24 protein-coding genes, 1 tRNA gene and 2 riboswitches are annotated in these 25,578 nt (G+C 63.5%); of the genes, 12 read left to right on the forward strand and 13 right to left on the reverse strand.

Translation table 11 applies throughout. From position 1 onward, the window contains the following. Positions 1–5 precede the first annotated feature (5 nt). The 4 genes from arsB to ACN9MX_RS06970 all read left to right on the forward strand — a co-directional run bounded on the left by arsB (position 6) and on the right by ACN9MX_RS06970 (position 6,105). The gene (gene arsB / locus ACN9MX_RS06955; RefSeq protein WP_426387436.1) at positions 6–1,034 is read left to right on the forward strand and encodes an ACR3 family arsenite efflux transporter; all 1,029 of its coding nucleotides are present in this window, start codon (positions 6–8) and stop codon (positions 1,032–1,034) included. Further along, the gene (arsH, locus tag ACN9MX_RS06960; protein ID WP_426387437.1) at positions 1,031–1,777 is read left to right on the forward strand and encodes an arsenical resistance protein ArsH; all 747 of its coding nucleotides are present in this window, start codon (positions 1,031–1,033) and stop codon (positions 1,775–1,777) included. Before arsB ends, arsH begins: the two co-directional genes overlap by 4 nt. 254 nt (positions 1,778–2,031) lie before the next feature. Continuing rightward, positions 2,032–2,273, forward strand: a riboswitch (cobalamin riboswitch). Positions 2,274–2,450: 177 nt separating this feature from the next. Then, positions 2,451–4,595 (forward strand): TonB-dependent receptor, encoded by a 2,145-nt coding sequence (locus tag ACN9MX_RS06965; RefSeq protein WP_426387439.1) that lies wholly within the window; start codon positions 2,451–2,453, stop codon positions 4,593–4,595. Between the two features lie 67 nt (positions 4,596–4,662). Beyond that, on the forward strand, positions 4,663–6,105 hold the full coding sequence (locus tag ACN9MX_RS06970) for a PepSY domain-containing protein (RefSeq protein WP_426387440.1): 1,443 nt from the start codon (positions 4,663–4,665) through the stop codon (positions 6,103–6,105). Positions 6,106–6,158: 53 nt separating this feature from the next. Here the strand turns inward: ACN9MX_RS06970 and ACN9MX_RS06975 are convergent. From ACN9MX_RS06975 to ACN9MX_RS06995, 5 genes are all read right to left on the reverse strand, one after another. Next, positions 6,159–6,235: transfer RNA gene (locus ACN9MX_RS06975), tRNA-Arg, on the reverse strand. 34 nt (positions 6,236–6,269) lie between these two features. Beyond that, positions 6,270–6,752: a DUF1178 family protein gene (locus tag ACN9MX_RS06980; protein ID WP_426387441.1), complete on the reverse strand. Its 483-nt coding sequence runs from the start codon at positions 6,750–6,752 to the stop codon at positions 6,270–6,272. Then, positions 6,749–7,579 (reverse strand): carbon-nitrogen hydrolase family protein, encoded by an 831-nt coding sequence (locus ACN9MX_RS06985; protein WP_133653759.1) that lies wholly within the window; start codon positions 7,577–7,579, stop codon positions 6,749–6,751. The genes ACN9MX_RS06980 and ACN9MX_RS06985 overlap by 4 nt, the downstream gene beginning before the upstream one ends. Before the next feature lie 5 nt (positions 7,580–7,584). Further along, positions 7,585–7,842, reverse strand: a complete 258-nt coding sequence (grxC, locus tag ACN9MX_RS06990) for a glutaredoxin 3 (RefSeq protein ID WP_133653758.1) — start codon at positions 7,840–7,842, stop codon at positions 7,585–7,587. A 44-nt stretch (positions 7,843–7,886) separates the two neighbouring features. After that, positions 7,887–8,645: a double zinc ribbon domain-containing protein gene (locus ACN9MX_RS06995; protein WP_426387442.1), complete on the reverse strand. Its 759-nt coding sequence runs from the start codon at positions 8,643–8,645 to the stop codon at positions 7,887–7,889. Between the two features lie 39 nt (positions 8,646–8,684). On the opposite strand from ACN9MX_RS06995, the gene ACN9MX_RS07000 reads away from it, so the two are divergent. From ACN9MX_RS07000 to ACN9MX_RS07015, 4 genes are all read left to right on the forward strand, one after another. Continuing rightward, the gene (locus ACN9MX_RS07000) at positions 8,685–9,539 is read left to right on the forward strand and encodes a class I SAM-dependent methyltransferase (protein WP_426387443.1); all 855 of its coding nucleotides are present in this window, start codon (positions 8,685–8,687) and stop codon (positions 9,537–9,539) included. Between the two features lie 366 nt (positions 9,540–9,905). Further along, positions 9,906–10,418, forward strand: coding sequence for a hemerythrin domain-containing protein (locus tag ACN9MX_RS07005; protein ID WP_426387444.1), 513 nt, complete (start codon positions 9,906–9,908; stop codon positions 10,416–10,418). A 359-nt stretch (positions 10,419–10,777) separates the two neighbouring features. Then, a complete protein-coding gene (gene htpG / locus ACN9MX_RS07010; protein ID WP_426387445.1) occupies positions 10,778–12,673 on the forward strand; it encodes a molecular chaperone HtpG in 1,896 nt (631 codons plus the stop codon). A 127-nt stretch (positions 12,674–12,800) separates the two neighbouring features. Further along, positions 12,801–14,054 carry an NAD(P)/FAD-dependent oxidoreductase gene (locus tag ACN9MX_RS07015; protein ID WP_426387446.1) on the forward strand — a complete coding sequence of 418 codons (1,254 nt, stop codon included), beginning with the start codon at positions 12,801–12,803 and terminating at the stop codon, positions 14,052–14,054. A 12-nt stretch (positions 14,055–14,066) separates the two neighbouring features. On the opposite strand, the gene ACN9MX_RS07020 is transcribed toward ACN9MX_RS07015, so the two are convergent. The 4 genes from ACN9MX_RS07020 to ACN9MX_RS07035 form a co-directional block, all read right to left on the reverse strand. Next, positions 14,067–14,540, reverse strand: a complete 474-nt coding sequence (locus ACN9MX_RS07020; RefSeq protein ID WP_426387488.1) for a 2'-5' RNA ligase family protein — start codon at positions 14,538–14,540, stop codon at positions 14,067–14,069. 95 nt (positions 14,541–14,635) lie between these two features. Then, on the reverse strand, positions 14,636–15,556 hold the full coding sequence (locus ACN9MX_RS07025) for a homoserine O-succinyltransferase (protein ID WP_363753563.1): 921 nt from the start codon (positions 15,554–15,556) through the stop codon (positions 14,636–14,638). A gap of 43 nt (positions 15,557–15,599) precedes the next feature. After that, a riboswitch (SAM-I-IV-variant riboswitch) is annotated at positions 15,600–15,706 on the reverse strand. A gap of 149 nt (positions 15,707–15,855) precedes the next feature. Next, positions 15,856–16,824, reverse strand: a complete 969-nt coding sequence (locus tag ACN9MX_RS07030; RefSeq protein ID WP_363739259.1) for a diacylglycerol/lipid kinase family protein — start codon at positions 16,822–16,824, stop codon at positions 15,856–15,858. A 9-nt stretch (positions 16,825–16,833) separates the two neighbouring features. Further along, entirely contained in the window at positions 16,834–17,328 is a 495-nt protein-coding gene (locus ACN9MX_RS07035) for a DUF2141 domain-containing protein (protein WP_133653750.1), read from the reverse strand. Positions 17,329–17,470: 142 nt separating this feature from the next. Between ACN9MX_RS07035 and lptF the strand changes: the two genes are divergently transcribed. Both lptF and lptG read left to right on the forward strand, forming a co-directional pair. Continuing rightward, entirely contained in the window at positions 17,471–18,691 is a 1,221-nt protein-coding gene (gene lptF, locus ACN9MX_RS07040) for an LPS export ABC transporter permease LptF (protein WP_363739256.1), read from the forward strand. A gap of 3 nt (positions 18,692–18,694) precedes the next feature. After that, positions 18,695–19,798, forward strand: a complete 1,104-nt coding sequence (lptG, locus tag ACN9MX_RS07045; protein ID WP_363753559.1) for an LPS export ABC transporter permease LptG — start codon at positions 18,695–18,697, stop codon at positions 19,796–19,798. Between the two features lie 30 nt (positions 19,799–19,828). On the opposite strand, the gene ACN9MX_RS07050 is transcribed toward lptG, so the two are convergent. Next, on the reverse strand, positions 19,829–20,896 hold the full coding sequence (locus tag ACN9MX_RS07050) for a fatty acid desaturase family protein (protein WP_426387448.1): 1,068 nt from the start codon (positions 20,894–20,896) through the stop codon (positions 19,829–19,831). Between the two features lie 153 nt (positions 20,897–21,049). Between ACN9MX_RS07050 and ACN9MX_RS07055 the strand changes: the two genes are divergently transcribed. Next, positions 21,050–22,207 (forward strand): N-acetyltransferase, encoded by a 1,158-nt coding sequence (locus ACN9MX_RS07055; RefSeq protein ID WP_426387449.1) that lies wholly within the window; start codon positions 21,050–21,052, stop codon positions 22,205–22,207. Between the two features lie 29 nt (positions 22,208–22,236). On the opposite strand, the gene ACN9MX_RS07060 is transcribed toward ACN9MX_RS07055, so the two are convergent. Beyond that, positions 22,237–23,139 (reverse strand): diacylglycerol/lipid kinase family protein, encoded by a 903-nt coding sequence (locus ACN9MX_RS07060; protein WP_426387450.1) that lies wholly within the window; start codon positions 23,137–23,139, stop codon positions 22,237–22,239. A 66-nt stretch (positions 23,140–23,205) separates the two neighbouring features. Between ACN9MX_RS07060 and ACN9MX_RS07065 the strand changes: the two genes are divergently transcribed. Further along, on the forward strand, positions 23,206–24,045 hold the full coding sequence (locus ACN9MX_RS07065) for a metallophosphoesterase family protein (RefSeq protein WP_426387451.1): 840 nt from the start codon (positions 23,206–23,208) through the stop codon (positions 24,043–24,045). 140 nt (positions 24,046–24,185) lie between these two features. On the opposite strand, the gene ACN9MX_RS07070 is transcribed toward ACN9MX_RS07065, so the two are convergent. Next, complete coding sequence (locus ACN9MX_RS07070; RefSeq protein ID WP_426387452.1) at positions 24,186–24,704, reverse strand: DUF2239 family protein; 519 nt, start codon at positions 24,702–24,704, stop codon at positions 24,186–24,188. Positions 24,705–24,772: 68 nt separating this feature from the next. Then, a complete protein-coding gene (gene xth / locus ACN9MX_RS07075) occupies positions 24,773–25,546 on the reverse strand; it encodes an exodeoxyribonuclease III (protein ID WP_363753547.1) in 774 nt (257 codons plus the stop codon). Between the last annotated feature and the right edge of the window lie 32 nt (positions 25,547–25,578).

A 25,578-nucleotide genomic window follows, 5' to 3' on the forward strand; every position in this document is an offset into this window, starting at 1 on the left:
CGACCATGTCGCTGTTCGAACGCTATCTCTCGCTGTGGGTGGCCCTGTGCATCGCGATCGGGATCGGTCTTGGCCATTTGCTCCCGAGCGCCTTCGAGACCATCGCAGCGCTGGAGATCGCCAACGTCAACCTCGTCGTTGCGGGGCTGATCTGGTTGATGATCATCCCGATGCTGCTGCGGGTCGATTTCGGCGCGCTGCATAGCCTTCGGCAACACTGGCGCGGTATCGGCGTCACCCTTGTGGTGAACTGGGCGATCAAGCCATTCTCGATGGCGCTGCTCGGGACGTTCTTCCTCCGCTATTTGTTCGTCCCGATGCTGCCGGCAGGCGCATCCTCGTCCTATATTGCGGGCCTGATCCTGCTGGCCGCAGCGCCATGCACGGCAATGGTCTTCGTCTGGTCGAACCTTGTCGACGGTGAGCCGAACTACACATTGAGCCAGGTGGCACTGAACGACTTGATCATGATCTTTGCCTTCGCACCGCTCGTCGGCCTGCTGTTGGGCGTGGCATCAATCACCGTGCCGTGGAACACACTGGCGCTGTCGGTGGGGCTCTACATCGTCGTCCCGGTTATCATCTCCCAACTGCTCCGCCGAGCGCTTCTTCGCGGCGGCGAGAAGGGACTTCAGCATTTCCTGTCCGCCATCAGCCCGATCAGCCTTGCCAGCCTGCTGCTGACGCTGGTGCTGCTGTTCGGCTTCCAGGGTGAGCAGATCATCCGGCAACCGCTGGTGATCGCGCTGATTGCCGTGCCGATCCTGTTTCAGGTCTATCTCAACGCCGGCATCGCCTACTGGCTCAGCCGCCGTTTCGGCGTGGCGTGGTGCGTCGCCGGCCCTTCGGCGCTGATCGGCGCCTCCAACTTCTTCGAACTGGCTGTGGCCGCCGCCATCAGCCTCTTTGGGCTCAGTTCCGGCGCCGCGCTGGCAACGGTCGTAGGCGTGCTGGTGGAAGTGCCGGTGATGCTGTCCATTGTCGCCTTGGTAAAGCGAACCCGTCCCTGGTATGAGAAAGCCATTGCCGCATGAGATTGCGTGAACTCACCGCCCCCGATCATCTGCCTGCCTTGGACAAGGCCTTTGCGCTGGCTCGTCCCGCCGCTGGCCTTGGCCCGGACCAGCCGCCTCTGCGCTTTCTACTGCTCTACGGCTCGCTGCGAGAGCGCTCCTTCTCTCGCCTCGCCGTGGAAGAGGCCGCCCGCCTGCTGCAATATTTCGGTGCTGAGACGCGGATCTTCGATCCCAGCGACCTGCCGCTGCCAGATCAGGTGGCGGGAGACGATCACCCTGCGGTGCATGAATTGCGCGAGCATGCGCTGTGGTCGGAAGGCATGGTCTGGTGCAGCCCGGAACGGCACGGCCAAATCAGCGGCATCATGAAGACGCAGATCGACCACCTGCCGCTCCAGATTCGCGGGATGCGGCCGACGCAAGGGCGGACGCTTGCAGTCATGCAGGTGTCCGGCGGCTCCCAATCGTTCAATGCCGTCAACACGCTGCGCCTGCTGGGTCGCTGGATGCGGATGTTCACGATCCCCAACCAGTCGTCGGTGGCGATGGCTTACAAGGAGTTCGACCAAGACGGCCGGATGCGGGCGTCGAGCTACTACGAGCGCATCGTCGATGTGATGGAGGAATTGGTCCGCTTTACGGTACTTATGCGACCGCATGCGGCGCAACTTGTGGATCGCTATTCCGAGCGCAAGGAAGCCGGAATTTCGGTTGATGCCGAGTCTGACCATTCGGCAGTCGCGATAGCGCCGCAATGTTGATTGACGGCTAGCAGCCCGGCACGGCGAAAATCAGGATCAGCAACCATGGCATCCGGCTGTACGACGGACTCAGCCGGGTTCTGGCCCATACTCGCGATATCCCGTGTCCTGTTGTCGCTGGTTAAGCGCCTGGTTCTCATGCGGATATCGGCCATCTCGCCTTGGCTCGGTCTCGCGGCGGCGTGAGATTAGGCTCTTGCGGAGCATTGACCCTCCCGCTAACGCACCTCTGCCCGGGACGATGGCTTCATCGTCCCGGGCATGATCGCGCCGGTGCCTCGAAAGAGGCTTAAAAGGGAACGCGGTGAGGATGGCTCCGGCCATCCAAATCCGGGGCTGTCCCTGCAACTGTAAGCGGCGAGCGCGATGCATATCGCTTCCTCCAGTGTGAGGAGGCAGCCACTGGACCGGACGCTAAATCCTGCGAGGTCTGGGAAGGCCGTGCATCAAGCTATGACCCGCGAGCCAGGAGACCTGCCAGCGTCTGGTCGCTCTTGCCCGGTCCAGGGGATGGCCAAGGCACGGTATCTTTCCGTTTGAGCGACGAACGGGCGGTGGAGGCCGCATCGGTTCGCGTGGCGGTCGCTCTATGGCGTCCGGCTGCTGACGTGCGCCGACCGTCGCTGGCGGCACGTCTCCACCCGAATGTCGCGTGACGCCGGGAAGACATGCAATGGAATGGAAAAATGTAGGATTTTGGCTGGCCACCGGGCTGGCCGCCACCACGACGCAGCAGGCCGGCGCGGAAACCGCCGCGGACAGCTCAGCCGAAATCATCGTGTCGGGCGTTCGGCCGGGAGCATTGCTCCAAGAGACGGAAACCGGATCGCGCCTGGGGCTGACCGCGCTCGAAACGCCAGCCAGCGTCGCACAGATTGATGGCGACGCGATCCGCGCTCGGGGCGATCTGGACATAATGTCGGCCGTAACCCGTGCACCGGGCGTCACCACCTCCGCCAATCCGGGCAATGGCGGCACGGCCCTGTCGCTGCGCGGCTTTTCCGGTCAGGGTTCAGTGCTGCAACTGGTTGATGGTGTCCGGCTGTTCCCGGTCGCGGGCACGATCACCTTCCCCACCGATCCGTGGAATGTCGAGCGGATCGAATTGCTGAACGGCCCCGCCTCCGTGCTCTACGGACAGGGCGCACTGGGCGGCGCGGTGAACATCATCACCAGATCCCCCAATGCCGAACGCACCGAATTTGACGCGGAAGCAGGATATGGCTCGCAGGATAGCTGGCGCGCGGCGGCAGGTGTCGGTGGACCGCTGGGCGAGATGCTCTCCTACCGGATCGACGCCAGCTACCGGGCGTCGGACGGGTATGTCGACCGTGGCCATTCCAAGAGCCTCGCGCTCTCGGGTGCGCTGCGCTTCCGGCCAAGCGACAGCTTCACGCTCACCCTGCGTAACGACTATGGCAATCAGCGGCCGATGGAATATTTCGGCACGCCACTGATCGACGGGGCGTTGGTGAAGGACAACCAGCGGCGCAACTATAATGTCGCCGACGCCAGCCTGCACTATCGCGACAATCGGACCACGCTGACCGCCGACTGGACGGTGGCCGAAGGCATCACCCTCTCCAACGCCGCCTATCGCCTTACCAGCAAGCGTCTGTTCAAAAATCTGGAGAGCTATTTCTACAATGACGACACCGGCTTGATCAACCGAATGGACAATCTGGGCATCTTCCATGACCAGACCCAATATGGCGATCAGGCGACCATCCGCATTAGCAAGCCGATTGCGGGCCTGAAAAACGATCTGGTCGTCGGCTTCGACGCCAATCTCATCAAGCTCACTTATTCCAATGATTTCGGATCGGACCCACAGGAGGATGCTGTCGATCCCTTCGACTTCGATCCGGGCCTGTTCTACGACACGCAGGGCATCGCGCCCCGCTATCGCACGCGGACCAACGAATATAGCTTCTTTGCCGAAGACCGCTTGGCGCTGACCGATCAGCTTTCGGTGGTCGCAGGCATCCGGCACGAGCGTGACAAGGTGCAACGCTGGAACATCGTCTATAACCCGGACGGCAGCACCAGCGAGGTCAATGCCTTTCCCAATGGTGCGACCAATCGGAAATTCCGCAACACCACTTGGCGGATCGGCGGCGTCTATCGGCCGACCTCCAATATCTCGTTCTATGGGCAATATTCGACCGGCGTAGATCCGCTCGGCACGCTGACCACCTTCACCACCAATGCGACCCAGTTCGCCTTCACCAACGCGACCGGCGATCAGGTCGAGGGCGGCATCAAGGCCATGTTCCTCGATGGCAAGGGCAGCGCCACTCTGGCGGCCTATCGTATCGTCAAGAAGAAGCTGGTGGCGCAGCAGACGCCGACTAGTCCCATAGAACAGATCGGCCAGCGGTCCGCCAAGGGTGTGGAGGCTTCGGTGACGCTGCAACTGACCGACCGCTTCGGCATCGACGCGAATGGCACAGTGCTGGACGCTAATTTCGATGACTTCATCAGCGGCGGCACCAGCTATACCGGCAACACGCCACCCAATGTGCCTGAAGTAGCGGCGAACCTGTCCGTCTATTGGGCGCCCATTGACGCGCTGCGGGCCAATGCCAGTTTGCGCTATGTCGGCCGGAGCTTCTCGGACAACGCCAACAGCCACCGGGTGCCGGGCTATGCCGTGGTGGATGCGGGGTTGACCTATGCGTTCACCCCCAATCTCGCGGCGAACCTGCGGGTCTATAATCTCTTTGACAAGGATTATGCGACCACCACCTATAATGACGAGCAGTGGATATTGGGCCGCCCCCGTTCCATCGACATTTCGGTGACGGCTCATTTCTGACGCACGCGCCCGGTGGCGTCATCGCGGCAAGCGATGGCTGTATCTGACCCATCGCTGGCTGGGCATAGTGACATGCCTGTTGCTGGCGATGTGGTTCCTGTCGGGCATCGTCATGATGTATGTGCCTTTCCCGTCGCTGACCCAGCAGGAGCGGCTGGCGGGATTGGCACCCATCGACTGGAAGCAGGTCCATGGGAGTGTTCAGGCCGACGCCGTGTTGCAACAAGGGTTGGACGGTCCCGTCTGGCTGCACGACGGGGCGGCGGCGGCAATGAGCGGGCGCGCCATCGCTCCTGTCACGGCTCGCCAGGCTGGCGGCATCGCTGCCGCGTTCGGCAAAGCGCCTGCCTCCGCCGTGGATCTGATCGAGCGGGATCAATGGACGGTTGGCAGCGGGTTTAACCGCTATCGGCCATTGTGGAAGGTGACGCTCGACCGGCCGGATGGGTTGGTCCTCTACATCGCATCGACCACCGGAACGGTGGTGCTGGACACGAACCGCACAGAGCGGTTCTGGAACTGGCTCGGATCGGTTCCCCACTGGATTTATCCGACCGTGCTGCGTCAGGACCAGCCACTGTGGAGGCAGGTGATCCTCTGGACCTCCGGGGCAAGCATCATAGGGGCGGTCAGCGGCATGTGGATCGGGGTGCTGCGTATGCGGCTGCGCCGCCGCTACAAGGGCGGGCGGATTTCGCCCTATCGCGGCTGGCAGCGGTGGCATCATGTCACGGGGTTGCTCGGCGGCACCCTGTTGGTCGCATGGATCGTCAGCGGCTGGCTCTCCGTCGATCCCAACCGCTGGTTCGCCAGCAAAGGTCTGAGCGATGCGGCTCGTGCCGCTTATGCCGGAGCAGGGATGCCCCCTGCGCTGGACTGGCAGCACGTCGGCAGCACACCAGAGGCTGCGGGCGCGCGTCAGATGCGGCTGATATGGACCGACAACACGCCTTTGCTGATCTTCTCCCGACCGGGTGGACAGGATGCGATCCTCGATGCGCGGAGCTTGAAGCCGGTGAAGCTCGAGCCACGCCGCCTGATCCGCACCGCCCATCGGCTGGTTCCCGACGCTCGGATGGAAGCGGCCGACTGGCTCACCAAGTCCGATGCCTATTGGTATGAAGCCAAGGGAAGCGTGGAATTGCCGGTGTTGCGCATCCGCTTCGCCGACATGAATGACAGTTGGGTCTATATCAGCCCCCGCACAGGCGAGGTGCTGCGCGACATGGACGCTCGCCGCCGCCTCTATCGCTGGCTGTTCGATGGGCTGCATCGCTGGGATTTCGATGTGCTCATCCGTCAACGGCCCCTTTGGGATATATGGATGTGGGTTTGGTTGATTGTCGGGGCAATCATCTCGGTGAGCGGCATTGTGATCGGGATGCGGCGCTTAGGGCGGCCAACCGACCGGCGAACGTCGGGCATTGGCCGCGCCGGCGTCGTTAGGCCAATCTGGTCTCCAATTGCGCCAGAGCCAAACACGCCCTCACAACCCACGGATAACGCGTGAGCAATTCGGGCCGCCGGCCGGTCTCCCGGACACTGGCGATTCCTGGAAAGAAGTGGTGCACCCGACGGGATTCGAACCCATGGCCCTCAGATTAGGAATCTGATGCTCTATCCTGCTGAGCTACGGGTGCCCGTCGACGGCTCTATTCTGCGAATGGGGCGCGGTCAATTCTTCGCTTCGGGGGGCAGCACCGGAAAAGGCAGTGGCGCGACCTCCACCCCTTCCGCCATCAGGGCGCGTGCCTCGTTGAGCGCCACTTCGCCATGGATGCTGGCGCGGTCCTGCTCGCCATAATGCATGGCACGGGCCTGTTCCGCGAAATCGCGCCCGACCCAGGTTGAATCCTCCAGCGCCTTTTGCTGCGCCTTGGCGAGCGCGAGCACCAATTCACGCATCTTCGCCTCTTCCCCGGCGCCCATGGCGATGGATGCATCATCGGAGGAAGCCGCCTGCGGCACGATTTCCGGGCGACTGTTGCCCTTGGGCGCGACGGCGGGGGCCATCACCGCCTTGCCCACATGTTCATCGCCGCAAAGCGGGCAGGTTAGCAGCCCTCGCGCCTTCTGATCCTCATAATCGGCGCTGGAACCGAACCATGCCTCGAACACATGTCCTTGGGATTCGCATTTAAGGTCGAAAACGATCACGATAGCGTAACATCCATGGGCAAGGATCGCCTGTTGGCGAGCGCAGGCACCCGCCCGCGGACGTCCTCTACGCGCGACAGGTCGATCTCTGCAAGAGCAAGGCCGGCTGGTTCACCCATGTCGAGCACGATGTCCCCCCATGGATCGACGACCAGGCTGTGTCCATATGTCTCGCGGCCGTCGGCATGGCGGCCCGTCTGCGCGGCGGCAACGACGAAGCAGCCCGCCTCTATGGCCCGCGCCCGCAGCAGGATGTGCCAGTGCGCCTTTCCCGTCGGCACGGTGAAAGCGGCTGGCATCAGCAACACCGTCGCACCCGCATTGGTAAGCGCACGATAAAGATCGGGAAAGCGCATGTCATAGCAGACCGACATTCCCATGCGCGCCCATGGCGTATCGACCGCCACGATCCGTTCGCCCGGTCCATAGACCGACGATTCCCGCCAGCTTTCGCCCGTCGCCAGGTCGACATCGAACAGATGGATCTTGTCGTAACGGGCGCGGATCTCGCCACTGTCGTCAATCATGAAGCTGCGATTGGCCCAACGGCCGTCGCTGCGCTCGTCTTTCAACGGGGTGGAGCCGAGATGGACCCACAACCCCTGCTTGGCCGCGGCCTCGCGCACGGCCGCAAGGACCGGGTCATCCCCCTCCGAATGCAGGGTCGCCGCTGCCCTTTTCCGGTCCCGGTCCAGATAGCCCGCCATTTCCGGAGTGAAGAGCATATCCGCGCCATCCGCCTTGGCGCGCGCTGCCATATCGGCAATGGCGGCGGCATTGGCGGCAGGATCGATCCCGCTGGTCATCTGGAAGATGGCCGCGCGCATTTCGCCTATGCCTCCAACAAAGCGTCGAGCTTGCCCTGCCGGTCGAGCGTCGCGATGTCGTCGCTGCCGCCGATATGCAGGCCATCGATGAAGATTTGCGGCACCGTCGCCCCGCCATTGGCGCGTTCCAGCATTTCCTGCCGCTTCGGACCACCCATGGTGATGTCATATTCCTCGAACGCGACGCCCTTGTCGCTCAACAGGGCCTTCGCCCGGGCGCAATAGCCGCACCAGGCCTTGGTATAGATTTCGACCTTCGCCATATTTTGCTCCTTGATCGTCGAAATTGTGGTTTGGCGGCTGTTTGTCAATTGGCGGCATCCGGCACCACCCGCGCCCAGCACAGCAGATGAACGCTTGCGGCGCCGCCGCGTTTCAGCGTTTTGGCGCAGGCCGCCGCCGTGGCGCCGCTGGTATGCACATCGTCGATCAGCAGAACCGCACGGCCCTTGAACTGATGGGCCGGCGCCAGGGCGAACGCTCCGCTGACCGCCCGCGCCCTCGCCTTCGGGGTCATCCCGCGCAGCGGCCTGGTCCGCCGGGTGCGGAGGAGAGCGTGGCTGTCGACAGGCAAGCCAGTCAACCGCGCGAGATGACGGGCGATCAGCGCCGACTGGTTGAAGCCGCGCCACCACAGGCGCCAACGGTGCAGGGGAACCGGCACGATGACCGGGTCCTGGACGGCCGGGACGTGCCGAACCATCTGCTTCGCAATGAGCCGGGAGAGGCCGATGCGCCGCCCATATTTCAGGCGCAGCGCTACGGCGCGGGCGACGTCGCCATAGGCGAGCACCGCCCGCGCACTGTCATAGGACGGCGGATCAGCCAGACAGGCACCGCATTCCGCCCCTTCCCCCTGATCATATTCAAAAGGCAATCCACAACTGGCGCAGCAGGGCGCGCCCAGAAACCGCATCCCGCTCCAACAGGCCAGGCAGAAAGCATCTTCCGCATCCACGATCTCGCCGCAGCCGGGACAGCGCGGCGGCAAGGCATAATCGATAATCGGGCGGAGCGCGGTCTTCAGAAGCGGAACGCACTTGTGCAGCGGGAGGCGGGACATCATCTCCCTTGTCCTCGCTCCTTCGCCCATGCACAAGGCCCCATGACCAACAGCGACATCTTCGACAGAGCCTTGCGCGCAAAACGGCGCGACCGGATGATGGCGCGCTTTGCCGAGCATGATTTTCTCTATCACATGATGCTGGACGAGCTGCTCGACCGGCTGGGCGACGTGCAGCGCGAGTTGAAGGAAGTGCTGGTGATCGGCTGTCCCGACGGCAGCGCGAGGGCGGCGCTGGAGGCGATGGGCAAGAGCGTGGTTTGCGTCGACCCCGGTTTCGCGGCGGCCAAGGCGGAAGGCGGCGTGCAGGCCGACGAGGACGCCCTGCCCTTTGCCGACGACAGTTTCGACCTGGTGATCGCCTGCGGGACACTGGACAGCGTCAACGACCTGCCCGGCGCGCTGATCCTGATGCGGCGGATCTTGCGTCCCGACGGCCTGATGCTGGCGGCTTTCGCAGGGGGCGGGTCCCTGCCCCGGCTGCGCGCCGCATTGCTGGCGGGCGAAGGGGACCGCGCGGGGCAGCATATCCACCCGCAGGTCGATGTGCGATCCGCGGGCGACCTGCTGGCGCGCGCGGGCTTCACCATGCCGGTGGCGGATGGTGACATGCTGACGGTGCGCTATGGCGATATGCTGCGGCTGATGCACGATCTGCGGGGAATGGGCGCCGGGAATGCGCTGGCCTCGCGCCCGCCGGCGCTGCGAAGGGACGCGCTGATCGCGGCAGCAGGGCATTTCGCCGCGGCCGCGGATGGCGATGGGCGGACGGCGGAACAGATGGCTGTCCTCTATCTCAGCGGATGGAAGGCGGATCCCAGCCAGGCCCAGCCCGCGCGGCGGGGCAGCGCGACCGTCTCGCTGGCTGAGGCGCTGAAGCCGCCGGGGGGATCGTAGAGGATCTTCGCGCGGCCGGTCGATCGTCACCCTTCGCCTCCACCAGCCTGTCTGCGGCCTGCGCCGCCGCATCATCCTGTTTCGCCATGGTGAGCGGTGCGTCATCCATCATGCTGCCCTTCCTCGAACGATCAGAAAGCAGCCAGTTCATCGACTCCGCCGTTCCGCTGAAGCTCGGCCGAAAGGCGGCAAACCGCCGGGCTGCTGACATGAGTAAGTCGCGGCGGAGCGCCGGGCGATAACCCTTGCGATCCTCCCTCTTCGTGTGCCGGGTAGCAGGATTGCGCTTTTTTTGAACCTGTCCCCGGGAACCGACGCATGGCTGGCGACTTCCACCGGAATGAGTATCCAAGGAGGAGGAAGACCATGGCCAATCAGCAGTTCACCGACGCGATCGCCCTTCTGAAAGCGGACCACCGCAAGGTGGAGGATCTGTTCGAACAGTTCGAAAAGGCCGGATCATCGGCACGCAAGAAGACGCTGGCGCGGGAGATCTGCCTGAAACTCAAGATCCATACGATGATCGAGGAGGAGATCTTCTACCCCGCCTTTCGCGGCAAGATAGAGGATGACACGCTGGATGAGGCCTATGTCGAGCATGACGGCGCCAAGCTGCTCGTCAACGACATAGAGGAAGGCGATCCTTCGGACGATTTCTTCGATGCCAAGGTCAAGGTGCTCTCCGAAGAGATCAAGCACCATGTCCATGAAGAAGAAATGCGGGGCGAGGGCATGTTCGCCCAATGCCGGAAGACCGACGTGAACCTGGTCCAGCTTCGCGACGCAATGCTCGCCCGCAAGGAGAAATTGTTGAAGGAAGCGGAAAATGGCGGCCTTCCCCCCGCCCGGCCGCGCGTCATCCAGTTGGCGCCCGCCTGACGAGCGGGCTTGGCCGGCCGGGGTTTCTGCTTCAGCCGGCCTTGGAATGACAGATTCCCACTAAGCTGGGTGATGGGCGCGCCTGCCCGATCCAACTATCATGGGCGGGAAAAAGACAAAGGAGAGAGCCCCCTGTCCCGCCATGATGACGCATCCTATTTCGCCGCGCGTGCCAGGGAAGAAATCCGCAAGGCGTGCGATGCCAGGCAGCGCGGCTGACCCGTCTCCCCCACCCTGCCTTCCTGCCTGTGGGGCCAGGCAGAGTTTACGGGCCTTGAAAGGTTACAGGCCTTGAAAGCCGTCCCTGCGCCCGCCATCTGGCGGTTCGGATTCCATTGGGGAGAGCTTTTGATACTGCCATGACCACCACGACCGGCACCGCACCCGAAACCCGTTCCTTCGAGGCCGACGTCGCCCGCCTGCTGCACATGATGGTGCACTCGGTCTATTCGGACAAGGACGTCTTCCTGCGCGAGCTGATCTCGAACGCGGCCGATGCCTGCGAAAAGCTGCGCTACGAACTGTTGAGCGATCCCGCACTCGCCGGGGAGGACGGCCAGCCGCGCATCACCGTCACGCTCGATCCCGACGCGCGCCAGCTCATCGTCGAGGATAACGGCATCGGCATGAGCGAGGTCGAGCTGGTCGAGGCGCTGGGCACCATCGCCCGGTCGGGCACCCGCGCCTTCATGGAGCGCGTCGCGGCGGCCAGGGAAGGCGCGAAGGAGGGGGAAGGCGCGCAACTGATCGGCCAGTTCGGCGTGGGCTTCTATTCCGCCTTCATGGTCGCGGACAAGGTGGACGTCTTTTCCCGGCGCGCCGGGGCGGATGTCGCCGCGCACTGGGCGTCGGACGGGCTCGGCAGCTACACCATCCAGCTTGTCGATCCGGCGGAGGCCCCGGCCCGCGGCACCCGCATCGTCCTGCACCTCAAGGAAGAGGCGGCCAGCTATACCGAACAGTTCACCGCCCAGCGCATCATCACCGCGCAGTCGGGCCATGTCCCCGTTCCCATCTTCCTCAAGGAAAGACCGGAAGCGGAGGAGAAGCAGATCGCGGATGGCGCCGCCCTCTGGACCCGTCCCCGGTCCGACATCACGGCGGAGGAATATGCCGACTTCTACCGCAGCACGGCGGGCCAGTTCGACGAACCTGCGCTGACCCTCCATTATCGCGCCGAGGGGCTGCACGAATATTCGGTCCTTGCCTTCCTCCCCTCCGTTCGTCCGTTCGACCTGTTCGATCCGGACCGCGCCGGGCGGATGAAGCTCTATGTCCGCCGTGTCTTCATCACGGACGAGGCGCAGATCGTGCCGCGCTACCTGCGCTTCATGCGCGGGCTGGTCGACAGCAACGACCTGCCGCTCAACGTCTCGCGCGAGATGATCCAGGAAAGCCCCGTCCTTGCCGCCATCCAGAAGGGGGTCGCCAACCGCATCCTTTCCGAACTGGACAAGCTGGCCGACAGGGATGCGGACGCCTATCTCAAATTCTGGGACAATTTCGGCGCGGTGCTGAAGGAGGGGCTGTACGAAGATTTCTCCCGGCGAGAGGCGCTCCTTGGCCTCGCCCGGTTCAAGAGCACGGCATCAGGCGAAGGATGGCGCTCGCTCAAGGACTATGTGGAGGCGATCAAGGAGAACCAGACGGCGATCTATTATGCCACCGGCGCCGACCTCGACCGGCTCGCCTCCTCGCCGCAACTGGAGGGATTCCGCGCCCGCGGCATCGAAGTGCTGCTGCTCACCGACCAGGTGGACAGTTTCTGGGTCACGGCCGGCGTCGATTATCAGGGCAAACCGTTCAAGTCGGTGACCCAGGGGCTGGCCGAGCTGAGCCTGATCCCGACGGCGGAGGGCGATGCACCCGCCGGGCAGCCATCGGTGGAGGTCGACGGCTTCATCGCCTATTTGAAAGGCGTGCTGGGGGAGGAAGTGTCCGATGTCCGCGCATCGGAACGGCTGACGGAAAGCGCTGTCTGCCTGGTCGCGCCCGACAACGCGATGGACCGTCAATTGGAGAAGTTGCTGGCCGGGGCCGGCCGGCTCGACAACACGGCAAAGCCGGTGCTGGAAATCAATCCGCGCCATGACCTTATCACGAAACTCGGTACCCTGGCCGAGGACAGCGAACTGCGCGAGGACGCTGCCTGGCTGCTGCTGGACGAAGCGCGGATCGTGGACGGCGAACTGCCAACCGATCCGCGGGCCTTTTCCGCGCGCCTCGCCCGGCTGATCGGCGGTGCGATCAAATAAGGTATGCGTGGCCGGGAACGTCCCGGCCACCGTTCCTGTCGCGGCGGCACGGAGCGACAATCCGCTTGCCAGCCCTGCGAAAGCGCGCCAAGCACGCCGCAACAGGAAGTGAGGGGATAGTGCGTCGATGAGTTATTATGACGTTCTGATCGTGGGCGCGGGTCATGCTGGTGCCCAGGCAGGGATATCGCTGCGGCAGCTTGGCTTTGAAGGGTCGATCGGGATGATCGGCGATGAAAAGGATCCGCCCTATGAGCGCCCTCCCCTTTCGAAGGAATATTTTGCGGGTGACAAGAGCTTTGAGCGTATCCTGATCCGGCCGGCGAGCTTCTGGGCAGAACGCGGGATCGACATGCTGCTGGGCCATCGGGTCAAGGCGGTGGATCCGGTGGGCAAGTTCGTGACCATGGGCGGCAAGGAAACGGGCGATCGGGAAATCGGCTATGGCAAGCTGATCTGGGCGACGGGCGGCTCGCCGCGCATGTTGACCTGCACCGGCGCCGAAGCGTCCAATGTCCACGCCGTGCGCCGTCGCGACGATGTCGACGCGATGATGACGAAGATCGACCAGATCAACCATGTGACGGTGATCGGCGGCGGCTATATCGGGCTGGAGGCGGCCGCGGTGCTGAGCAAGTTCGGCAAGAAGGTCGTGCTGCTAGAGGCTCTGGACCGCGTGCTGGCGCGCGTTGCGGGCGAGGAGCTGTCGCGCTTCTACGAAGCGGAGCATCGCGCCCATGGCGTCGACCTGCGCACCGGCGCGCGCATGGACTGCATCGAAGTGACCGATGGCGATGCGGGTCCTCGGGCAACCGCCGTGCTGATGCAGGATGGCGAGCGGATCGAGACCGACATGGTCATCGTGGGCATCGGCATTATCCCGGAAACCGGCCCGCTGATCGCGGCGGGCGCCGTGGGCGGCAATGGCGTGGATGTGGACGAATATTGCCGCACCAGCCTGCCCGACATCTATGCGGTGGGCGATTGCGCCGCCCATGCCAACAGCTTCGCCCGCGGCGCGCAGATCCGGCTTGAATCGGTTCAGAACGCCAATGACCAGGCGAAGACGGCCGTCAGCCATATCATGGGCAAGGAAGAACCCTATCATGCCGTGCCCTGGTTCTGGTCGAACCAATATGACCTGAAGCTCCAGACCGTGGGCCTTTCAACAGGACATGACCAGACGATCCTGCGCGGCGACCCGGCGACCCGCAGCTTCTCCGTCCTCTATCTCAAGTCCGGCAGGCTCATCGCGCTCGACTGCGTCAATGCCGTCAAGGATTATGTCCAGGGCCGAGCCCATGTCATTTCCGGCGCACTGCTCGACCAGGCACAGCTCGCCGACCCCGGCGTCCCGCTCAAAGAAGTGGGTCTCGCCTGACGGAAGCGAAGGTCAGCCGCGAAAGCTGGCCTTCGCTGCCAATTCCCACGGTCCTCCGCGGTAATGCCAGGCCGCAAGCCCGGCGATGGCAAGCGGCCTGGGGCGAAAGGATCGTCCCAGTTCGTCGGCCAGCGCTTGCGCTTCCACCCGATCGACCTTGTTCTGCACGGTGATGTGGAAACGCGGCCGGCCCTGGTCCTGCGGCACCAGCAGTCCGGCAAAGGCGTCCGCCAGTTCGTCGCGCATCGCCATCAATTCCGGGCTTTCCACCCGATAGGCGACACCCCGCCCCAACAACATTACCTCAGCCAGCCTCGCCACTGGCGCCCGCCCCGCGCAAAGGGCCTTCAACCGGCGCGCCACCTCATCCATGGCGGAGGGCGGCAGATGATGGAACAGCGTGATGTGCGCCGGAACCCGATTGCGTTCGGGCGGAAAATGCGCGCGGCGCAGCCCTTCGGCCCAGCCGAAATCCGCCGCGCCCATCAGCGCCGTCACGACGATCGGTGCGATCGGTGCGGTCGAAGCCTCATGCGCCAATGCCCTGCCCCTTCATTCGCCAACGCATGACGCAGCGCGCTCTATGCCGCCGACAACAGTCGCCCCACCGCGTCAAGATCGAACGGCACGGTCTGGTACATTTCATCGATCCAGTTGCCGAACAGCAGGTGCGCATGACTCCGCCAGTGATTTTGCGGCGCCTTCGCCGGATCATCGTCAGGGAAATAATGCGACGGCAACTGCCTCGCCCCATCGCGCGCATATTCCTCGGCCAGGGTCAGCGTGTCATATTCCAGATGGTTGAACATATGCAGGAAACCGAACCCTGGATCACCGATCAGGCATAGGCCCGATTCAGCGCTATCAGCCAATATCTGCAAGCCCCGCCCGTCCGGAATATCTTCCCGCCGCACCTCCGACCAGCGGGACACGGGCACGCTGAAATAATCTGAAAAGCCCCGCATCCAGGGCGATGAAGGCACATGGACCTGATGGCGGAACAGGCCGAAAGCCTTGCGGTCCAGCACATGTTTCCCGACGCCATGGAAATGATGCAGCGCCGCCTGCGCCGCCCAGCAAATGCTGAGCGAGCGATGCACATGGGTTTGCGTCCAATCGAATATCGCGCGCAGTTCGTCCCAATAGCTCACCGCTTCGAAGGGAAGCTGTTCGACCGGCGCTCCGGTGATGATGAAGCCATCGAAACGCTGGTCCCGGACATCGCTCCACGGACGATAGAAGGACGCCATATGATCAGCGGATGTGTTGCGGGAAATATGGTCGCTGATCCGCACCAGCGTCAGTTCGACCTGCAAGGGCGTTGCCCCGAGCAGCCGGGCAAGCTGCGTCTCCGTGTTGATCTTGTTGGGCATGAGGTTGAGCAACGCGATGCGGAGCGGGCGGATATCCTGCCGCACGGCATCGGCTTCGCGCATGACGACGACGCCTTCGGCTTCCAATGTCCGGCGGGCGGGCAGCTCGTCAGCTATCTTGATCGGCACGTCACGTCATTCCCTGCTACCGGGCGACGCTTAACGATGTGGCTTGGGTCCGCTTGGTTGCCGGATCGGCCACATCCTCCTTGGCGGAGTGCCACCTTGCCCGGATCGGCAGGTTGGCGTTGGGCGTCGTCCCAACTCTTGATGCTGTGCGCTCAATAGGCCGCTGGCAGGCCTTTGGCAATTGCTGCTTTCACAACGGAAAGGAAAACTTCGAGAGCTATCCCATCAGACCATCCGCGTCCTGTGCGGGAGCATGGGCCAGCGGGGGCTCAGCGTCGCTGAATGCGCCCCTTGCTCCCTCAGGCCGCCAATCGCAGGAACGGCACAGGCTCTGTCGAACGCAGCACGATGGGCTTGCCCTCCGACGCCTCGAACAGTTCGCCGTCCAATATGACGCTGCTATGGTCGCCCTCGATGCGGATGACGTCGCCCTGCTCCAGATGAATGCCCTGCATCTGCGATTTGCCGACCCGCCTCGTGACGCTCGCCCAGAAGAGGCGCAGCAGGGCCGACAGGCTCTGGTCCACCGCCATCAGCTTCATATTGCCGCGCCGGCTGTCCCCCGGCTGCACGCCAAGCAGCAATCGTTCCAATGTCGTCACGATCAGCACCGCGAAGCGCCCGGCCAATTGTCCGTCGCGGATCAGCGAAATGCGCACCGGACGGCTGGATTGCGGCAGGAATCGGGCACGAATGCCGAAGACCAGCGACACCAGCACCGCTATCACCGTCAGGAAATGGCTGAGGCCGTTGGACAGGCCCAGCGGATAGATCTGGTTCCGACAATAGAGCATGTAATCGGCCAGCCCCGCTCCGCCCAGGAACATGCCCAGCACCGGCCGGCTTTCCGCCTGCCCGTCCGACAACGCGATCAGCTCGCGCGCCACGACATGGTCGTCGACGCCCGCTTTCGCGATCTGGACGATCCGTTCCAGCGCCTTGATCGGATCCCCGTGGATGCCAAGGTCCAGCGCGATCAGGTTGGTTTTGCCATTGGGCAAAACCGCGATGGGCGGCACGCGGCCCTTGAAATGCTCGCCCTGGTACAGTTCCGTCAGCGCCGCCTGCACCGTGCCGTCCCCGCCGTTGATGACGATGACGGCGGGATCGACGCGGGCAATGGTCTGAAGCGCCCGGCCGATCTGGTCGACATGCTCCACCTCATAATGGAAGATGTCGGGGTTGCTGGCGCAATAGCTGCGCACGCGCGGAAGCGTCTGCCGGTTGCCCGTGGACTTGGGATTGGACAGAAGGGCGACGCGAACCATGTCGGGGGATCACATATATTTGAGGTTGATGGTGATCTTCGTCACGCCCGGACCCGCATAGAAAGCGGCCTTTTCGACGCCCGGCTTGCCCAGGTTGAAGATGTTGATCGACGGATTGTTGGAAAATCCGCCGCCGTCGCGCGAAAAGTCCGTCTTGCCGTTGCCGTCGCGGTCGTGGCGAACGGCAATGCCGTATCGGCCGGGCTGCGGCACGGGCATGCAGAAGCGCATTTGGCCACCCACGGCCTTCACCGGCACATCGATGCGGCCAAGCCATTCGCCCTTGGCCAGCCAGGCCGCCCTGGTCGCCGGATAGGACTGCACGCGCACCTTCCCGGTCGAGGCGGCAAAGCCACGCACATCGACCAGGACCGCCGGCCCCTTGGCATCGGCGGAGCAGCGTTCCAGGTCGTTGCCGATCTCCATACCATGGGCGATCGCCGGGGCGGCGGCGAACAAAGCCCCCACCGACATCAGACCCATTGCAACTTTGAACATGACCATCCAACTCCGTGAAGCTATAGCCGCCCAGTGACACTGGCCAGTGTCACTGGATGGCGAGCCCCTGTTCGCCCCGCAACCTACCTGAATCGCATATGGGCGGGGTTTGCGGCCAAATCATGGTGATGGGACGACCACATAGAGAATGCTGACGGCCACTGACAGATATCTCGCCCGGCTGATCGCCCTGCCCATGTTGAGCACGCTGGTGATCTCGGCCATGCTGCTGGTGCTCGACAAGATGCTGAGCCTGTTCGACTTCGTCGCGGCGGAAGGCGGACCGGTCAGCGTCGTGTGGCGCATGCTGGCGAACATGATGCCCGAATATCTGTCGCTGGGCATTCCGATCGGCCTGATGCTGGGCATATTGCTGGCCTTCCGCAAGCTGGCCCTGTCGTCGGAGCTGGACGTGATGCGGGCGGTCGGCCTGTCCTACGGGCGGCTGCTGCGCGTGCCCTATATGTACGCCGTTGCGCTGGCCCTGTTGAATTTCGGCATTGTCGGCTTCGTCCAGCCGCTGTCGCGCCATGCCTATGAGGCGCTGCGCTTCGAGCTGCGGTCGGGGGCGCTGGGCGCATCGATCAAGGTGGGCGAATTCACCAATCTGAGCAAGCGGATGACGCTAAGGATCGAGCGCAGCCTGGACGAAGGCCGTAACCTTCAGGGCATTTTCGTGCGCGCCACGGGCAAGGACGGCCAGACCGTGGCGGTGACGGCCGCCCAAGGCGAATTTCTGGCGACCGACGATCCCGACACCATCATCTTCCGCCTTCGCGACGGCGTGCTGGTGAACGACGCGCCCAAATATAAATCGCCGCGGATCCTGTCCTTTTCCAGCCACGACCTGCCGATCGACCTGCCGCAGATCGAGAAATTCCGCGGTCGCGACGTGGACCGGGAGAAGACCATTCCCGAACTGGTGATGATCGGCCACGATCCCGGCACGCCCGACAAGCTGCGCAACGAGATACGCGCCAATTTCCATTTCCGCATGGTGGAGGTGGCGATGATGCTGCTGCTGCCGCTGGCCGCACTTGCCTTCGCCATTCCGCCCAAGCGGTCGACTTCGGCGCTGGGCGTATTCCTGTCGATCGTGTTCATCGTGACCTATCACAAGGTCAATGAATATGGACAGGGCGTGGGTTCGCTGGGCAGGATCGATCCGATCATCGCGCTCTGGGGCCCCTTCCTGCTGTTCGCAGGGCTGATCCTCTGGATGTATCATGTGATCGCGCATCGACCCGGCGGCCAGCCGATCGCCGCGCTGGAATTTGCCTTCGCGAAGATCGCCAAGCAGGTCTTCCGCCTGCTGGGCGTCCTCCGGCGGCGGCCAAGGGCGACAACCATGGCGGAAGGAGCCGCCTGACCCATGCATCAATTCAACTTCTTCCCGTCACGCCAGCTTGGCTGGTACATGGCGCGGCTGTTCCTGACGCGGACCTTCGCAGTGCTGGCGATGCTGGTGGCGGTGCTCCAGACGCTCGACCTGCTGGGCGAATCGGGGGACATCCTGGCTTATGCCGGCAATGGCGACGCGCAGCTGTGGCATTATGTGGCGCTGCGCGCGCCGCAGATCGTGGCCCGGTTCCTGCCCTTTTCGGTGCTGCTCGGCACGCTGATCATGCTCGCCAGCCTCAACCAGAACAGCGAGATCATCTCGATGAAGGCAGCGGGGCTGTCGGCGCACCAGATATTGGCGCCGCTGCTGGCCGCGGCGCTGGGCGTGGCGCTGATCAGCTATGCCTTCAACGAACGGATCGTGGCACGGTCGACAGCCCGCCTGTCCGCCTGGCAAGCCGTGGATTACGGCCCTCTGCCGCCTGACAGAGGAATCAAGGCCAGCCCGTGGGTCCGCGACGGCAACAACCTGGTAACGGCCGCGATCGTCGCCGGACGGGGAAAGGCGGTTCAACTCCGTAAGGTCGAAATCTTCAACCGGATCAACAACACGCTGACGACCATCGTGCAGGCCCCCAGAGGTCATTATGACCCTTCAGCCAAAAGCTGGGTGCTGGAAGATGCGCGGCAGTTCGACGTGGCAAGGGGTACGGAGCGCCGTATCGGGACCGTTCGCTTCGGCCATGACATACGGCCCGATCAGTTCACCCTGGCAAAGGTCGATCCCGACGCCCTCACCTTCAGCCAGTTGCAGGCCGCGATCAGCGACCTCCACGATGCGGGACGTCCCACGGCCGAACTGGAAGGGAGCCTGTGGCACAAGCTGTCCGGCCCGCTTTCCGCGCTGCTGATGCCGATCCTGGGCTCCGTGGCCGCATTTGGACTGGCGCGCTCGGGGCAGTTGTTCGTGCGCGCGGTGATGGGGATGGCGCTGGGCTTCGCCTATTTCGTTGCGGACAATTTCTCGCTCGCCATGGGAAATCTGGGCGCTTATCCGCCTTTTCTGGCGGCCTGGGCACCCTTCCTGCTGTTCCTGCTGGTGGGCGAGACGGTCCTGTTCCGGACGGAGGAATAGCGGTCGACGCCCCCTCCTCCAAGGGACGCCTTAGCGCTTCGCCATCGTCGACCGCGCGATCTTGCTGACGAGCGGCCACATGCCGGGATAATTCCCCCGATGATAGGGCGAATCGCTCTCCAGCGTCGCCACGAGCCGCTTATGCGCCTCGCCCAGCGCATGATAGGGAACGCTCGGCAGCAGATGGTGCAATGCGTGGTAGCGCAGGCCCACCGGCGCCCAGATCGCCGCAAGAGGCGATGGCGGCGGCACATTCACCGAGTCCAGATATTGCGCGGTAACGGTCATCGCCTCTCCCTCATTTTCCCAGAGATGCGCGACCAGCGTGCGGAGCTGGTTGATGACCGTCATGGCTGAATGCACCGCCATATAGGTCAGCAGCGGCTTCCATCCGAAGGCCAGGACGCTGCCGACCAATGCCAGCGCGAAGAGGCTCGCGCCAGCTTCCTGCCAGGCCCATTGACGAGCGAACTCCCCCTCCGGCGCGCGGCGCCGATAGGCAGGGTTGATGGAAAGCGCGGAAAATTCCGCCACCACCTTGCGCCGCAAGGGCGGGATGATCAGGCTGAGCGGCGTCAGCACGGCGAAACGCAGGATCAGGCCCACCGGCGCCAGCACCGCCACGATGATGAACAGCGGCAGCGACCAGGGCTTCATCAGCGCCAGCGGAAGATATTCCGGATCGTTCGCTGTGCCGTAACGTGTGCGGGCGTGATGCTGCGTATGCACATCTTCATACAGGAATGATGGAATCATCAGCGGAATGCCGACGATGAGGTTCCAGCCAAGGCGGAAGCCGGGCAACGCACCCTTGCGGATATGGGTGAGCTCATGGATGAAGCTTGCCGCGCGATAAAGCGCCAGCACCGCCACCAGACCGAATGCCAGCATGAACGCGCCATTGCCGCTGATGATCGCTCCCGCCAGGGCGGCATAGCCGATGAAAGCCGAAGCCAGCAGATCGGGCCAATAGATGCCAGGCCGCGCCGTCGACAGTTCGCGGGTCAGATCGGCCGCCGCGCGCAGCATCGCCGCATCGTCCGGGATCGCGTTTTTCGTCCGCGATGCGGCTGCAATAAGGGGATCGTGCACAGTCATGCGGTGGTTCCTAAAGGGTAAATGCGCTGCAATTGGGGCAGCAACATGACGATTTGATCATCATGGGCCCATCCGCTCATGTCCCGATTGACATTCCCGGAACAAGCGTCGAACTGCTTTGCCCAAACCTCTCCAGCGAAAGCGTCCTGCGCCGTGGCCCATCAAGAACTGGCGATTACCCCCGTAACTTCCAAGGCCGATCGCAAGGCTTTCGTCGATCTGCCCTGGCGGCTCTATGCCGATGATCCGAACTGGGTGCCACCACTGAAGGATGAAGTGTACAGCCTGATCACGCCGGGCAAGAACCCCTTTTTCGGACATGCCGAGGCGCAATATTTCCTGGCGCGCCGGGGAAGCCGGGTGGTAGGGCGCGTGTCCGCACATCTCGATCATCTGGCTCTGACCCAGCCGGCCGAGCAAGGCATGGGGCCGGGCACCGGCAATTTCGGCCTGTTCGAGGCAGAGGATGCCGAAACCGGCGCAGCGTTGATCGCAACGGCGGAGGAGTGGCTGCGAGGCAAGGGCATGACCCGTGCGCTGGGACCGATCTCGCTGTCGATCTGGGAAGAACCGGGGCTGCTGGTCGAAGGCTTCGACCATCGGCCGACCGTAATGATGGGCCATGCAAAGCCGGAATATCGGGCAATGGTCGAAGGTGCCGGGTATCAGCCCGTCAAGCAGCTCAAGACCTATGAACTGGATATCACGCAGCAATTTCCGCCGCTGATCCAGCGCATTGTCCAGTCAGGCGAGAAGAATGAACGCATCCGCATCCGCAAGGTCGACAAGTCCAGATTCGACAGCGAGGCGGCAATCATCCTCAACATCCTGAACGACGCCTGGGGCAATAATTGGGGGTTCGTGCCGATCACCGACGAGGAGGTCACGCATTTCGGCAAGCAATTGAAGCCCATCGTGTTCAACGACCTCATCATGATCGCGGAGCTGGAGGGAGAACCCGTCGCTTTCATGATGACGCTTCCCGACCTCAACGAGGCGATAGCGCCGCTCAACGGTTCGCTTTTTCCCTTCGGCTGGGCGAAGCTGCTCTGGTGGCTGAGAAAGCCCAAGGTCCGCACCATGCGCGTGCCGCTGATGGGTGTGGTCCAGCGGTTGCAATCTTCGCGCATGGCCAGCCAGCTTGCCTTCATGATGATCGAATATATCCGCCGCAGCGCCACTACCAATTATGGCGCGACGCGGGGGGAAATCGGCTGGGTGCTGGACGACAACCAGGGCATGAACGCGATCGCCGATGCCATAGAAAGCCGAGTGAACAAGGTCTATCAGATCTACGAAAAGACGCTCTGAACAGCTGCCCGCAAGTGCAGGGAGGACGGTCAGGGAACCGCCACCTCCACCGCGCCCGCCGCGACCTGAACCGTGACCGGCGTGCTGGCCAGCACTTCGCCGTCGATGGAGATGCGCTGCGGCGGCCGGGTTTCGATCCGGAACGCCTTGCCCCGAAACTCCTCCGTCTGCGCATCGCGATCGCGCAGCTTGAAGAATTTGGCGTACCAGTCCCAGGCAAGCCGGGCATGGCTGCGCCCGACGACCGCCTGTATGACGATGTCCCCGGTGTCCACATCCGCCTGGTCGGACAGTTCCACCCCGCCATGATAGGGGCCGTTGAGGATGCGCACCTCCGTCGCCCACATATTGCGCCGCTTCACGCCGTCGTCCAGCGTCAACCGGAAGGCGCGAAAGCCTATGGAACATTTGATCGCCCATAGAAGATAGCCGACCCGGCCCAGATAGCGCTTCAGCTTGTGCGGCACCGTCTCCCCAATGCGAGGCGACAGGCCGAGCGAGGCTGCATTCACGAAATAGTCGCGGTCGATCATGCCCAGGTCGATGCGCCGCCGCCGGCCGCCGGATATCACCGCCACGGCCCCCTCCAGATCGAGCGGAATGCCCAGGGTCCGCGCAAAACTGTTCGCGGTGCCCAGCGGCAACACGCCAAAGACGCAATCCTTGCCCACCAGTTCGTCCACCGTTCCGGAAAGCGACCCATCGCCGCCACCCACGATCACCATAGGCGCACCATCCGCTACGGCGCCGCGTACCGTTTCCTGCAATCGCTCCGGCTCCTTCACCGCATGCGCCGCCATCAGGCGCAGCCCTGCTTCTTCCAGCATGGCCTTGGCGTCCTTGAACAACGCCTCTCCCCGGCGGGAATGCACATTGACGATCAGAACCGCTTCACGCGGCAAATTCCTGGCGGGTGGGGATATCGTTTCCATGCCTCAACAACACGCAACCGCGCCCGGAGGTCCGAAACCATGAAAGGCCTTGCCCGTTGATGAGCAATGGCTCGCATCGCTCATCTGTCGGACATTCATTTCGGCGCGCATGATCCCCGGATCGTGACCGCCGCCGAAGCCTGGCTGCAACAGCAGCAACCGGATCTGGTGGTCATCAGCGGCGATTTTACCCAGCGCGCGCGGCGCGAACAGTTTCGTGAAGCGGCAACCTGGCTCAACCGGCTGCGGGCGGCGGGCATGAAGCTGCTGGTTGTCCCGGGCAATCACGACGTTCCGCTCTATGATCTTGCCCGCCGCTTCGGCGCGCCGCTGCGCCGATACAAGCGCTACATCAGCAATGATCCATGCCCTTTCTACCAGGATGAGGCGGTCGCGATACTGGGCCTCAACACCGCGCGATCGCTGACCATCAAGGATGGGCGGATCAACCATAAGCAGATGGACATGCTTCGCGAGAAATTCGCGTCCGTGGCGTTGGACAAGACGCGCATTCTCGTCACTCATCATCCCCTCTTCGCCATGCCGATCGGCAAGGGCGGGGAGTTGAGCGAAGCCGTCGGCCGCCATGAGGATGCCGTGCAGGCGGCGACGGAGGCGGGCATTCACATCGCGCTGGCCGGCCATTTCCACCAAACCTATGCAGAGGCGGCGGAGAAGATGGTGGCGCATGCCGGCGGCGCGCTGGTGATCCAGGCGGGAACCGCGACCTCCACCCGCCTTCGCAATGCCGAACCGCAAAGCTTCAACTGGCTGCACGTCCACCGCCATGACGAGATCGAGTTGCAGGTGGTGGCATGGGACGGCGCCAGCTTCCAGCGCGGCCAGCATATCGGCTATTTCAAACAGGGCGGCGCATGGATCAAACGGGATATGTCCGCGCGCTAGGACGGATCGACATTCAGATGATGACGAGCCGAAAATGGTGGTTTTTCGTGACCCGGCGCGCAGCGTACTTCCGGTACGTGAGCACCGGAAGCACGAAAGGCCGACATTTGCAGGCCGTCAGGGCTGAATGTCGATCCGGCCTAGCCGAATGCTGCCTCGGCCAGGGCCGCGCCATGATCCCGGATGGCGCGAGGCCAGTCGGCGGAGGCGCTTTCGAACCCGGCCCTATCCTTCGCATAAAGCGCGCGGATGGCCTCTTCATAACCAGCCCGGTCGCCCGCCATCACGGTCAGGAAATGATAGGCCGCGTCCATTGCCGCGCGTGGCGAAGGCTTTGCCCCGGCGTCCTTGCGCGCCGCCTCGACCAATCGCCGCAGCGTTACGGAAGCGCCGCCGGGTTGCGTCGCCAGCCAATCCCAATGCCGGGGGAGCAGCGTCACTTCACGCGCCTGGACGCCGAGCCGGGGACGCCCGCGGCCACGGGGAAGCTGCGGCACGGGACCGCGCAGGTCGATATCCACCTGCCGGCCCGTGCTGTCATCGAACAACAGCAGAGACTGAGCCTCCGTCCCCATGGCATGAAGCGTCGCGCGCACCTCTTCCTCATCGCCCGTCGCAATCCAGAGGTCGCCTGCAAAGGCCGTCAAAGTGCGTGTCATGCCGAAATCTCCTTCGGCACGCGATTTATTATCCGGATAAAATAAAGTCAAATAAATTCCGGGTAAAATTATTCCATCAGTTCTACCCAGGTCGGGGCATGGTCGCTCGCCTTTTCCCGCCCGCGAAAATCCTTGTCGACCTGCGCGTCGATCAGCCGGTCGGCGGCGGCCGGGCTCAGCAACAGATGATCGATCCGGAACCCCGCGTCACGCGGCCACGCGTTCATCTGGTAATCCCAATAGGTCCATACCCCGCCCGCCGGATGCCGGGAAGCGATGGCGTCGGTCCAGCCATCGCCCAGCAGGCGGCGATAGGCTGCGCGGCTTTCAGGCTGCATCAGTGCGTCGTCGGCCATGGCCTTGACCGAATAAACGTCCCTGTCGCGGGGAATGACATTGTAATCGCCCGCCAGGACCGCCGGCACTTCCTCTGCCCAGATCTCCGCGGCGCGCAGGCGCAGACGCTTCATCCAGCGCAGCTTATAGTCGAATTTCGGCCCCGGTTGGGGATTGCCATTGGGCAGATAGATGCTGGCGACGCGCAGCCCCTTCACATCGGCTTCGAGATAGCGGCTATGTTCGTCTTCGACCTCGCCCTCCAGCCCGCGCCGCACCTCGACCGGCGTCTCTCCACGGGCCAGTATCGCGACCCCGTTGAACCCCTTTTGCCCGTGCCAGATCGCGCCATAGCCGACATCCTCGATATCCTTCACCGGAAAGGTCTCGTCGGACGTCTTGATTTCCTGAAGGCAGGCAATGTCGGGCCGCGTCTCGTCGAGCCACTCCAGCAGGCGCGGCAGGCGCGCCTTGATCCCGTTGATGTTGAAGGTGGCGATGCGCATGGCCCAAATCTCCTTGCGCGCATCCCTAAAGA

This window comes from Sphingobium sp. R-21 (assembly GCF_049913335.1).
GTDB lineage: Bacteria > Pseudomonadota > Alphaproteobacteria > Sphingomonadales > Sphingomonadaceae > Sphingobium.